8 protein-coding genes are annotated in these 12,677 nt (G+C 60.1%); 3 read left to right on the top strand and 5 right to left on the bottom strand.

The window, feature by feature from the left end:
- The first annotated feature begins 92 nt into the window (after window positions 1-92).
- The 3 genes from HDF14_RS17745 to HDF14_RS17735 are packed head-to-tail and all read left to right on the top strand — an operon-like array spanning window position 93 to window position 3,927.
- Entirely contained in the window at window positions 93-2,927 is a 2,835-nt protein-coding gene (locus tag HDF14_RS17745; RefSeq protein ID WP_183979264.1) for a PIG-L family deacetylase, read from the top strand.
- A gap of 58 nt (window positions 2,928-2,985) precedes the next feature.
- Window positions 2,986-3,144: a hypothetical protein gene (locus HDF14_RS17740; RefSeq protein ID WP_183979262.1), complete on the top strand. Its 159-nt coding sequence runs from the start codon at window positions 2,986-2,988 to the stop codon at window positions 3,142-3,144.
- Between the two features lie 15 nt (window positions 3,145-3,159).
- Window positions 3,160-3,927, top strand: coding sequence for a 2-keto-4-pentenoate hydratase (locus tag HDF14_RS17735; protein WP_260698367.1), 768 nt, complete (start codon window positions 3,160-3,162; stop codon window positions 3,925-3,927).
- 270 nt (window positions 3,928-4,197) lie between these two features.
- On the opposite strand, the gene HDF14_RS17730 is transcribed toward HDF14_RS17735, so the two are convergent.
- The 5 genes from HDF14_RS17730 to HDF14_RS17710 form a co-directional block, all read right to left on the bottom strand.
- Window positions 4,198-5,094, bottom strand: a complete 897-nt coding sequence (locus HDF14_RS17730; RefSeq protein ID WP_183979260.1) for a dimethylarginine dimethylaminohydrolase family protein — start codon at window positions 5,092-5,094, stop codon at window positions 4,198-4,200.
- Window positions 5,095-5,378: 284 nt separating this feature from the next.
- Window positions 5,379-6,512, bottom strand: coding sequence for a 4-hydroxyphenylpyruvate dioxygenase (gene hppD / locus HDF14_RS17725; protein ID WP_183979258.1), 1,134 nt, complete (start codon window positions 6,510-6,512; stop codon window positions 5,379-5,381).
- A 217-nt stretch (window positions 6,513-6,729) separates the two neighbouring features.
- Window positions 6,730-8,031 carry a fumarylacetoacetase gene (gene fahA, locus HDF14_RS17720; RefSeq protein WP_183979256.1) on the bottom strand — a complete coding sequence of 434 codons (1,302 nt, stop codon included), beginning with the start codon at window positions 8,029-8,031 and terminating at the stop codon, window positions 6,730-6,732.
- Between the two features lie 162 nt (window positions 8,032-8,193).
- On the bottom strand, window positions 8,194-11,448 hold the full coding sequence (locus HDF14_RS17715; protein ID WP_183979255.1) for an efflux RND transporter permease subunit: 3,255 nt from the start codon (window positions 11,446-11,448) through the stop codon (window positions 8,194-8,196).
- A gap of 93 nt (window positions 11,449-11,541) precedes the next feature.
- Window positions 11,542-12,633: an efflux RND transporter periplasmic adaptor subunit gene (locus HDF14_RS17710; protein WP_313899614.1), complete on the bottom strand. Its 1,092-nt coding sequence runs from the start codon at window positions 12,631-12,633 to the stop codon at window positions 11,542-11,544.
- Window positions 12,634-12,677: the final 44 nt, after the last annotated feature.

Genomic DNA, 12,677 nt, shown 5'->3' with positions numbered 1-12,677 from the left:
CTTCGGGGATGACAACAGAAAGACAAAGGCAAGTGCAAAGGCAGACTTTCGTGAGTGATTTGAGGCGGTTGGGTGTGAGAGATTAGAAAGTAATGACTTCTCAACGGGTTTTCGCGGGTCTGGCTGCGGTATCGGTGATGGGGCTGGTGGTGGCGGGTGGGGTTTTGTGCTGCCAGGAGTTGCGCGATGCAGCGCGGATGGATAAAGCGAATCTGGCCGCGGAGCAGGTGAAGGCGGCGGTTGGGGTTCGGGGGATCGCTGCGAATGACGGGTCGGCTGCGCTGTGGCAGAGCCTGGTAAAGCTGCGGACGCGGGCGAGCTTGATGATGATTGTGGCGCATCCGGATGATGAGGATGGCGGGATGCTGACGTATGAGGCGCGTGGGAAGGGTGCGCATGTGGCGATGCTGACGCTGACTCGGGGTGAGGGCGGCCAGAATTTGATGTCTGCGGATTTTGATGACGCGCTGGGGTTGGTGCGGACGCAGGAGCTGCTGGCGGCGGGCCGGTATATGGGGATCGACCAGATGTGGGGGACGGAGGTGGACTTCGGGTTTTCGAAGACGAAGGAAGAGGCGCTGGAGAACTGGGGGCATGATCGCGTGCTGTATGACGCGGTGAGGGCGGTGAGGCTGTATCGGCCGCTGGTGGTGACGGCGGTGTTTGTTGGCGGGATCACGGATGGACATGGGCAGCACCAGGTGTCGGGCGAGATGGCGCAGGAGGTCTTTGATGCGGCGGGTGATCCGAAGATGTTTCCGGATCAGATTGCGGCGGGGTTGATGCCTTGGAGTCCGCTGAAGGTTTATGCGCGGGAGCCGTTTTTTTCTGTGACGTCTAAGGGGATGTACGACTATGCAACGGGAAAGTATGCTCCGGCGCGGTTTTACAACTATGTGACGAAGGTGTGGACGACGGAGACTCCGAAGGCAAATGTGACGGTGCCGGAGGGCGAGTATAGCCCGGTGCTGGGGATGACTTATTTGCAGTTTGCGCGGATGGGGCTGGGGCTGCAGAAGTCTCAAAACGGCGGGATGGGGATACCGGCGGCGGGGAGATTCGATGTCGCGTATCACCGTTATGCTTCGCGGGTGACGACGGGCGAGGAGGAGAAGAGTTTTTTTGATGGTGTGGATGTTTCGCTTGTGGGGATGAGTTCGTTGGCTCCGGGTGAGACGACTTTTTTGAAGCAGGATCTGGCGAAGATTGATGGGTTGGTGGAGCAGGCGGCGGGAGTTTATAAAATTGCTGCGCCGGAGAAGACTGCGCCGTTTTTGCGGGATGGATTGAAGGCTACCGATGAGCTGATTGCGAAGGTGGAGGCGAGCGGGCTGACGGATCGGGAGAAGTACGATCTGCTGCATGAGTTGCGGGTGAAGCGGGTGCAGTTCAATGATGCGATTGTGCAGGCACTGGGGCTGAGTCTGCGGGCGCAGGTTGCGGGGAAGGCGGACGGTGGGCCGTTTACGCGATTTGGAGATGGCTCAGATACGTTTGTGACGGCGGTACCGGGGCAGAGTTTTGGCGTGCAGATACGCGTGGCTAATGGGAGCAAGGTGCCGGTGACGTTGAAGGATGCGGGGCTGGCTTCGAATGCGGGGGCGACGTTTGAGGACGCGGGGGCGAAAGCGGCGGGGAAGGCGGTGGTGAGTGGGGAGGCCTATGACGATTCGTTTCAGGTGAAGCTGCCGGAGGATGCGAAGGTGACGCGGCCTCCGTTTACGCGGCCGGGGATTGAGCAGTCTTACTACGACGTGGCTGATCCGGCGTTGCGGAATGCTTCGCTTCCCTTGCCTGCTCTAACGGCGTGGGTGACGTTGGACTACGACGGCGTAGAGGTGAAGCTGGGGCAGGAGGTACAGACGCTGCATCGGGTGACGGGGCAAGGGACGGTGTATGAGCCGCTGGTGGTGGCTCCGGCGATCTCGGTGGCGATGTCGCCTTCGGCGGGGGTGGTGCCGTTGACGGAGAAGACATTGATGGTATCGGCGAAGGTGAAGAGCAATGTGAAGGGCGCGGCGACGGGGGCGGTAAAGCTGGAGTTGCCGAAGGGGTGGACTGCGTCGCCGGAGAAGGCAGAGTTTTCGCTGGCGAAGGATGGGGATTCGATGGATGTGCCGTTTGTTGTGACGCCGGGGAAGATGGCCGAGAAGGCTTATACGATGACCGCGGTGGCGAGTTTCGGCGGGAAGGATTATCGCGAGGGGTATAAGACGGTTGGGTACGCGGGGTTGTTGCCGGCGAGTTTGTATCGTCCTGCGACGTATCGGGCGCGGGGGACGGATGTGAAGGTGGCTCCGGGGTTGACGGTGGGGTATCTGCCGGGGACTGGCGATGAGGTGCAGGCTTCGCTTGAGAATCTTGGGGTGCATGCGACGACTTTGACGATGAATGATGTTGCTGCTGGGAAGTTGAGTGGGTATGACGTTGTGGTGTTGGGGGTGAGGGCTTATGCGGCGCATCCTGGGCTGGCGGCGGCGAATGGGCAGTTGCTGCAGTACGCGAAGAATGGCGGCGTCGTGATTGTGCAGTACAACCTGGGGAACTTCGACTATGGGCCGTACTCGTATTCGCTGGGAGAAGCGGAGAAGGTGGTGGATGAGAAGGCGCCGGTGAAGTTGGTGGTGCCTGACAGCCCCGTGTTGAGCTGGCCGAACAAAATTACTGAGCGGGACTTTGATGGGTGGGTGGAGGAGCGTGGGCACGGGTTTATGGGGACGTGGGATGCGCAGTATGTGGCTCCGCTGGAGACGCATGATCCGGGGCAGGATCCGCAGAAAGGTGGGTTGCTGGTGGCTAAGACGGGTAAGGGTGCTTATGTCTACGTGGCGCTGGCGCTGTATCGGGAACTGCCGGAGGGAGTGCCGGGGGCTTATCGGTTGTTTGCGAATCTGTTGAGTTTGGGAAAGAACGGCGCCGCGAACTAGGTTCGTGGGTAGAGCGACGACAAAGGAAGAACAAGGACAACAGCAGATCCCTTCGGGGATGACAACAAGAAAAGCAAATGCAACTGCAAAGGCAAAGGGCGGAAGTCTTGGATACGCTGTCAACAAGAAAGGCAAAATGCAAATGAAGAAGCCAAATGCAGCTGCAAAAGGAAGTCAGATACAACTGCAAGAGACGAGACAGATGCGGGTTGGTTGAGAGACACTGGACGACATGATGACTGGCGAGAGAGAGAAACAATTGATGGAGGCTGCGGATCTGTTGCTTGATGCGCGGCGGACCGGGGCGCCGATTGAGGATCTTCCGGAGGCTTTGCAGCCGAAAGATCTGGATGAGGCTTATGCGCTGCAGGATCGTATTGCGGAAGCGTATGGAGAGATCGGCGGGTGGAAGATCGGGGCTGCGACTGCGGAGGCTACGCCGGTGTTTGCGCCGATGCCGTTGGCCTGGATGGCGGCGGATGGAGCAGTCGTTGGAGGGGTGAGGAGGTATCGCGGCCTGGAGTCGGAGATCGCGTTTTTGCTGGGCAAGAATTTGCCTTCGAAGACTACGCCCTACGCTTCAGAAGAGGTCGTCAGTGCGATTGCGAGCTGTCATCCAGTGATTGAGGTGATCGAGAGTGGGCTGCTCGATCCGTTGAAGGCGGCGCGACTGTCGATGATCGGCGATCTGCAGATGCATGGCGGGTTTGTATATGGTCCTGCGGTTGTGGATTGGCAGAAGATCGATTTCAAAACCGAACATGTGTCTATCGCTGTCGATGGGATGGTGCGGGTGGAGCGGACGGGATCGAACACTTCGGGCGACCTGATGCGTTTGCTGCCCTGGCTGGCAAATGAAGGCTCTAAGCGGACAGGTGGGTTGAAGGCTGGGCAGTGGGTGACGACGGGAAGCTGGACGGGCGTGACGTCCGGTGATCCGGGGTCTGCGGCGGATGTGAAGTTTTCCGCTGCGGGTGAGGTTCATCTGCGGTTTGAGTAGGGGTCTGGCTTTTAGGGGGAGATACGGGAAGGTTTAGTTCCCTACTCTCGCGGATTCGAGAGTCAAGCGCTAAGACGAAATGCGGGGGTCAATCCACTGCGCTGCTCACGGTGAGACTGTGAACAGCTGCGGTCGAGATGACGATGCTTGTGTACGGAATAAGGTGCGACGGCACTGCAAAGGAAAGGCAAGGCAACAGCAGATCCCCTTCGGGGATGACAACCAGAAAGGCAAAGGCAACTACTGTTTTATGAGACGCGGTTGGCTGTTTTATGAGACGGAGTTGGCTGCTTCCCTCTCGGGTCGGCTGAGCTTCATGACGAGGCATTTGGCGGCGCCGCCGGCTTTGAGGAACTCGGTGAGGGTGACTTCGATGATGTTGAAGCCGCGTGATTCGAGTTGGTGGCGGAGGTCGCTGCTGATGTTGTTGAGGATGATGGTGCGGTCGACGTTGATGGCGTTGCAGGCGAAACAGATGGCGTCAGACTCGCTGACGATGATTCGCTTTTCGGCTGGATAGAAGGCTTCGATCTTTGCGCGGGAGGCTTTGTCGAAGGCCTCGGGAAAATACATGACGTAGCCGTCTGCGAGTGGGGCGAAGCAGGTGTCCAGGTGGTAGAAGCGTGGGTCGATGAGGTGGAGAGAGGTCACCTCGATGCCCCAGATCTTGCGCAGGGGGTTGTGGCTTGAGGGGTCGGTGCGGGGGCCGTAGCCAACCCAGAGGCGTGTGCCGTCGGTGGAGAAGAGTGCGTCACCTTCTCCTTCGAATGGCGTGGTGCGAGGCGTGTCGACAACGGTGTAGCCGGCGAGTTGGAACCAGCGGCGGAAATGAGGCTCTTCGCCTTGGCGCTCGGGATGGAAGAAGCTGCTGATTGCGACTGTACCGTTGCGCTCTAGGCCTGCGTTGGCGGTGAAAACCATGTCGGGTGAGCCGGGCTGGGGCTCGACGAGCTGGACGTTGGCGATGGTGGTGACGGCTTCGTAGAGACGCTGCCACTGCTCGGCGGCGCGAGTGCGCGAGGAGGCGTGGACGTTGCCGGCCATCCAGGGATTGATGACGTAGTTGACGTCGTAGAGCTTGGGAGGACACATGAGGAAGGCGGCGGGTGTGGATGCGATGTTGGCGAGAATCGCCGGGGTGGTGATCTCGATGGGTTGCGTGCTCATGTCTGAATGTGTCTCCATGATGAGCATGGATGATCGCAAAAGCCGCGTCAACACTAATGATTATGCATGGTGGACGCATAAAGATACATTTTGGGTAACAAATTAAGTTCGCCCTGCGCGGGCGGCGCCCACTTCGTGGGGGGTATACCGGCTTCGCCTTGGGGCCTCCCGATGGTCCGCTGAAGATTTGTATACGCCACCGCCTGCTTGCGGTGAGGCTGGCGCGAGGCGGCCTGGCTAGAGGCTGCCTCGTCGCTTTTCTTGTTGTTTAGAGATTTTTTTGTTTACAGATTTCCGCGAAGTTCCTGTTCGCGTTCGATGGCTTCGAAGAGGGCTTTGAAGTTTCCTTTGCCGAAGCTGCGGCTTCCCTTGCGTTGGATGATCTCGTAGAAGACGGTGGGGCGGTCTTCGACTGGCTTGGTGAAGATTTGCAGCATGTAGCCTTCGTTGTCGCGGTCGACGAGGATGCCGAGTTTTTCGAGCTCCTCGATGGGCTCGTCGATCTTGCCGATGCGGGTTTGCAGCTCGGTGTAGTAGGAATGGGGGACGGTGAGGAAGTCGACACCCTGCTGCTTCATGGCGGCTACGGTGGCGAGGATGTCGTTGGTGGCGAGGGCCATGTGCTGGACGCCGGGACCCTGGTAGAAGTCGAGGTACTCCTCGATCTGCGACTTGCGACGGCCTTCGGCGGGCTCGTTGATGGGGAATTTTACGTAGCCGTTGCCGTTGGCCATGACCTTAGACATGAGGGCGGAGTACTCGGTGGAGATGTCGTTGTCGTCGAAGTGCTGGTAGAGGGAGAAGCCCATGACCTTGGCGTAAAAGTCGACCCACTCGTTCATGGAGTTCCAGCCGACGTTGCCGACGATGTGGTCGATGTGGAGGAGTCCGACGGGGCGGGCGATGTGGTCGTGCTTGACGGCGTGGTAGCCGGGGAGGAAGGCGCCGGTATAGTGGGTGCGCTCGACGAAGGTGTGGACGGTGTCGCCGTAGGCAGCGATGCTGGCGGTGGTGACGCTGCCGTGGTCGTCTTTGGCTTCTGTGGGGGCCTGGATGCTGCGGGCGCCGCGGCTGGTGGTCTCGAGCCAGGACTGGCGGGCGTCGTCGACCCAGAGGGCGATGGAATGGACGCCGTCGCCGTGCTTGTCGACGTGGCGGGCGATGTCGGAGTCGGTGCGGAGGGCGGTGGTGAGGACGAAACGGACCTTTCCCTGCTGGAGGACGTAACTGGCGCGGTCGCGCTGGCCGGTTTCGGGGCCAGCGTAGGCGACAAGGGACATGCCGAAGGCGGCGCGGTAGAAATAGGCAGCCTGGCGGGCGTTGCCGACGTAGAACTCGACGTGGTCTGTGCCTTTGAGGGGGAGAAAGTCGGTGGTGGCTGATTCTTGCTGGGGCTGGGTTGGGGCGTGTGTTGCCATAGGGAATCTCCAGGGCGGCGCAGGTCTGGTGGGCTGCGTGCAGGATGAGGATAGTTCAAGGGGGTTGGGGTTGGCTAGGGCTCGGGGTGGTGGCGGGACGGTAACAGCAGAGACAAGGACAGCAGCAGATCCCCTTCGGGGATGACAACAAGAAAGGCAACCGCAACTGCAAAAGCGAGAAAGGCAAATGCAACTGCAAAAAACAAGATGCGGGTGGTCAGGTGAGAGAGGGAAGGATGGTGGCGCGGCACTCGCCTAGGCCGATGCGGGGATGGCCGGGGGATTCGCAGGAGCCGCGGAGGATGATCTCGTCGCCGTCTTCCAGGAAGGTGCGGGTTTCGGCTGTGGGGAGGAGGATGGGTTGGGCGCCGTTGCGGGTGAGTTCGAGGAGGCAACCGGCGGAGGTTTCGGTGGGGCCGGAGATGGTTCCGGTGGCGAGAATGTCACCTACCTGGAGATTGCAGCCGTTGCTGGTGTGATGGGTGATCAGTTGGGCGGGGGTCCAGTAGAGGTCTTGGGCGTTGGACTGGCTGAGCAGGAATGGCTCCAGCTTATTGGCTTTCATGGTTTTGGTTAAGAGTAATACCTCAAGTTTTGCATTCAGGTTTCCCTGTCCCTGGTCTTCGGCGGAATGGAGGTATGGGAGGGGCTTCGGGTCGGTAGTCGGGCGAGGAGATGCGGGGGCGCGGAAGGGATCGAGGGCAGCGATGGGGGTGACCCAAGGGGAGACGGTGGTAGAGAAGTTTTTGGCGAGGAAGGGACCGAGGGGCTGGTACTCCCAGGATTGGATGTCTCGGGCGGACCAGTCGTTGAGGAGGCTGATGCCGAAGATGTGATTGGCGGCGTTAGAGATGGGGATAGGAATGCCTAGTGCGCTAGGCTCGCCTATGTAAAGTGCGAGTTCAAGTTCGTAGTCTAATTTGCTGGAAGGAAGGAAGTTGGGTTGAGCTTCCTCCTGTGGTGGGCGGGATTGTCCGACGGGCCGAACTATGGGTTCGCCGCTGACGATGATGGAGGAGGCTCGGCCGTGATAGCCGATGGGGATGTGTTTGTAGTTTGGCAGAAGAGGCTGGTCGGGCCGGAAGAGTTGACCTACGCGGTTGGCGTGGTGGATTGAGGCGTAGAAGTCTGTGTAGTTGGGGACGTAGACGGGTTTTTTGAGCGTCGATCCGGCGATGGAGTGGAGGGCAGCTTCGGCCTTTTCTTTGTGCTCGGGCTTTGCGTCGGCGTGGAGGAGGGCGGTGAGGGTCTTGCGGAGGAGAGCCCAGGCTTGATGGCCCTGGGACATGAGCGGGTTGAGGGTTGGGGCCTGGCATGACTCGGTCAGTGTTGGAGGGAGAAGGCCTGAGGTTGCGCAGGCGTGTAGGTCGAGGAGGTGGGTGCCTATGGCGACGCAGAGATGCTGCTGGTCTTCGGCGGTGAAGGCTCCGTAGGGGAGATGGGTGAGGGGGAAGTCGGTGGTGGGGTGGTTGGCGTTTGGGAGCCAGCTTCGGGTGGCTGCGATGCTTTGTTTTGCCATAGAGCATGATAGCCCGACTGCGTTTCGTTTTAGGGTGTGTCCTGCCGGACGGGCGCCCTACGCGGGCGGCGGTCACTTCGTGACTCTTGTACCCCTTTGGTTGGCGCTCCCGTTGGTCGCGAGGAATGGCTCGTGCGATCAACGGGAGGAGCTACGAGGTTATTAGTGGCTGGGTAGTTCTCTGCTTGGGGCTGCTTTTTTACCAGAGAATTTGCCAAGGATCGTCTTCAGGATCACGTAGAGGACCGGGATGAAGAAGAGGTTGAGGATAGTGGAAAGCACCATGCCTCCGACGATGGCTGTACCGACCGAGTGACGGCCGTAGGCTCCGGCACCGGTGGCGAAGTAGAGAGGACCGACGCCGAGGATGAAGGCGATGGAGGTCATCAGGATAGGGCGGAGACGGAGTTCGGCGGCTTCGATCGCGGCTTCGGTGATGGTGCGACCCTGAGCTAGGAGCTGCTCGGCGAACTCGACGATGAGGATCGAGTTTTTGGCCGAGAGACCGATGAGCATGACGAGACCGATCTGGACGTAGACGTCGTCGACCAGACCGCGAAGGGAGACGAGCGAGAGCGCGCCGAGGATGGCCATTGGGACGGCGAGAAGGATAATGAATGGCAGAGCGAAGGACTCGTACTGGGCCGAGAGGGTGAGGTAAACGACCAGCAGACCGAGGCCGAAGATGATGATGGCCTTGCCTTCGGACTCTACTTCTTCGAGTGCAAGACCGGTCCATGAGTAGGTCATACCCTGGAGTTTAGCCTTCTCGAAGAGTTTGACCATGGTTTGGTTGCCCTGACCGGAGCTAAGCCCCGGGGCGGGCGAACCATCGATCTCGGCAGAGCGGAAGAGGTTGTAGTGGTTGATGACCTGAGGGCCGGAGATCTGCTGGACGGAGACGAGGTTGTCGAGCGGAATCATCTGGCCGGTGTTTGAACGGACGTAGTACTGGCGCAGGTCCTGCGCGTTGCGACGGTACTGCTCGTCAGCCTGAACGTAGACGCGGTAGGAGCGGTTGTTGAAGTTGAAGTCGTTGACGTAGCTGGAGCCCATAAAGGTTCCGAGGGCAGCGGTGATCTGGGTGAAGGGAACGCCTACAGTTTCGGCCTTTTGTCTGTCAGCGGTGACCTGAAGCTGCGGGTCGTTCGAGGTGAACTGGGTGTTCATGGCGATGAGCCCGGAGCCGGGAGCATTGCCTTGCGCGACGAGGGTGTGGGCGACGCGAGAGATGTCGTCGAAGCTGTTGCGACCGCCGTCCTGCAGGATGAATTGGAAGCCGCCGACGGTGCCGAGACCGGCAACGGCGGGGGGCTCTGCAGCGAAGGCGATGCCGCCGGGGACGCCGAAGAGCTTGGGTCCTACGTCGCGGACGATGTTTCTTGCGGTGAACTTGTCACCCATCTTGGTGCGGTCGTTGATGGGTTTGAGCGGGGCGAAGATGAGGCCGGAGTTGGGCGAGCTGCCGCCGGCGAGTGAGAAGCCCATGACCGAGAAGGTGCCGAAGACACCGTCGTTCTTGCGAACAACGTCAGAGACACGGTCGGCGAACTCGGTGGTGTAGCTGAGAGACGCACCGGGGGGCGTCTGCACGATGATGAGGAAGTAGGACTGGTCTTCCTGCGGGATGAAAGCGGTGGGTACGTAGTTGTACATGAACGCCGTGGCCGCGAGAGCGCCGACGAAGAAGATCAACATGACGTAACGGATGCGGACGACGAAGGTGACGACGCGCGCGTAGGTTCGGATGACCCACTGGATGACGGCTTCGATGGGATTGAGAAGCAGGCCCATAATGCCTGTCTTCTTCTCTTCGGGGCGCAGCAGGATAGCGGCTAGCGCGGGGGAGAGAGTGAGTGCGTTGAAGGCTGAGATCGCGATGGAGAAGGCGATGGTGAGCGAGAACTGCTTGTAGAGAATGCCGGTCGTTCCCGGGAAGAAGCTGACCGGGATGAAGACCGAGATGAGCACGAGTGAGGTCGCGATGACGGCGCTGGTGACCTCGGCCATGGCGATGCTGGTGGCTTTGTGCGGATCGGAGGAGGTCTGCTCCATGCCGGCGCCGGTCTTCTCTGAAGCGATAGTGTCGGGGGCGTAGGGGTCGGGTTCGCTGAGTTCGTGACGCTCGGGGATGACGGAGTGTCCGGAGAGGTGGCGCTGCACGTTCTCGATGACGACGATGGCGTCGTCCACGACTAGACCTGTGGCGAGGGTGATGCCGAAGAGGGTGAGCGAGTTGATGCTGAAGCCGAAGATCTTGATGAAGGCGAAGGTGCCGACGAGCGAGACAGGGATGGTGACGGCGGGGATGATGGTGGCGCGCCAGTCCTGTAGGAAGAGGAAGATGACGATGACGACGATGATGATGGCTTCGCCGATGGTGGTGACGACTTCATGGACGGACTCGCCGATGACGAGGGTAGTGTCGACGGCGATGATGCCTTGCATGCCGGGCGGGAAGTTTTTCTGGAGCTCTGCGAGGACGGCGCGGCACTTTTTATCGACGTCGAGGGCGTTGGCATTGGAGAGCTGTTGGACGCCGACGCCGATGGCACTTCCGCCAGAGTATTTCAGGTCGGTGCTGTAGGTTTCGGCGCCTAACTCTGCTCGTCCCACATCTTTGAAGAGGACGACTCCGCCAGCAGTCGGATTATTTTTGATGACGATGTTGTCGAACTGCTTGGGGTCGTCGAATCGGCCGATGGCGCGGATCGCCATTTGGAATTGCTGCTTGGGGTCGGAGGGCGGCTGACCAAGCTGGCCGGCGGGTACTTCGACGTTCTGTTCGGCAAGTGCGTTGGTGACGTCGAGTGCGGTGAGACCGCGGGCTGCGAGGCGGTTGGGATCGATCCACAGGCGCATGGCGTATTTGCGCTCGCCGAAGATGACGACCGCGCCGACGCCAGGTACGCGCTTGAGCGCGTCGCTGACGTAGACGTCGAGGTAGTTTGAGATGAAGGATGGGGACAGGGAGTGGTCGGGCGAGATGAATCCAGCGGCGAAGACGAAGTTGGAGTTCGCCTTCGTGATGCTGATACCTGTGTTGTTGACTGTGGCAGGAAGACGGCCCTGAACGGTGGCGACGCGATTTTGTACGTCAACGGCGGCGATGTCGAGGTCGTACCCGGTCTGGAAGGTGATAGTGATGGCCGAGGTGCCGTCGTTGGAGCTGGTGGAGCTCATGTAACGCATGCCCTCGACGCCGTTGATGGCCTGCTCGAGGATGATGGTGACGGCGGACTCGACGTCCTTGGAGTTTGCGCCGATGTAGTTGCTGCTGACGATGACCTGGGGTGGCGCGAGATCAGGATAGAGCGAGATCGGGAGGGACGGTATGCAGACCGCACCTGCGAGCACGATGAGAAGCGCACAGACCGTGGCGAAGATCGGACGACGAATAAAGAAATCTACGAACAAGGCTGACCTCTAACCGGAGCGGCTGGCCCGGGGTGGAGCTTGAGACTGTGCGGAGTCCAGAGGGACTCAGCAGGAATGAATGAATCCAGCTGCTTAACCGAGGGGCTTGACCGGTGCACCTTCCTGCAGGAACTGCAGGCCAGAGGTGATCACTTTTTCTCCCGTTTTAAGACCGGCGAGAACGGGATAGGTGTTGCCGACGGTTTCGCCAACTGTGACCGGCACCTGGTGAGCGACGTAGCCGTCACCTTTGGGCGTAGCGACGTAGACAAAGGTCTGGCCGCCTACGAGGCTGACAGCAAGGACAGGGACCGTGGGAGCCGGGGATGTGCTCCAGGTGACGCGGGCCTTGACCAGCTGCTGGTTACGAAGGAGCTGTGCCGTGCGCGGAATATCTGCCTTGGCGAGGATGCTCTGCAGACCGTTATCAACTTGAGGCGAGAGAAAGTTGATGGTCGATTTAGCGAGAACATTGCCTGCTGTGTCGACGATCGCGACGGGAAGTCCCTTGCGAATTTGCGAGGCTCGCTCGGTGGGGATGTAGATGTAAGCTTCGAGGTCGGCGTTCTCATCCACCGTGGTGAGCAGGGTGGTGGGAGAGACGTAGTCGCCGAGGTGGACAGGGATGTCGCCAACGGTGCCGTTGAAGGGAGCGCGGATATCGTAGTAGGCGAGCTGCTGCTTCTGGGTGTCGGTGAGGGCGGCGTTGGACTCGTAGTCGGCCTTGGAGTTTTCGAAAGCCTGATTGGCCTGGTCGTACGTGTCGCGCGAGACGACTCCGGCTTCGAAGAGTTTGCGCTGCCGATCGACTTCGATCTTGTTGTAGTCGTAGAGGGCCTTCTTCTGGGCCTGAGTTCCCTGCTGCGACTGAACCGAGGCCATCTGCTTCAAGGGATCGATGCGCATGAGCACCTGGCCGGCCTTGACCGCGTCGCCTGACTTCACGAAGATCTTGACGATGTTTCCGTCGACCTGTGGCTGCATGGTGGCGGAGCGGCGGCTCTTAATGGTGGCGACGTAGGTGTCGGAGTTAGGCACAGGCGACAGCGATACGGGCGCTACCTGGACGGGCATCGCCTGCATTGGGGGAGGCGGAGCGGCGGCGGGCTTGCAGCCTGAGATAAGGCATGCGGCCGCGCAGATAAGGACAGGAAGGGCGCGGGGTGTGTTCACAATCAGAGGCACAGAACTACTCCTTCACAAGCGACAACTTCGACGACAAGCCACCA

The sequence above is a fragment of the Tunturiibacter gelidiferens genome, assembly GCF_014201335.1.
GTDB classification, from domain to species: domain Bacteria; phylum Acidobacteriota; class Terriglobia; order Terriglobales; family Acidobacteriaceae; genus Edaphobacter; species Edaphobacter lichenicola_E.
The sequence above is the reverse complement of the archived record's forward strand: the minus strand, read 5'-3'. Positions and strand labels throughout refer to the sequence as shown.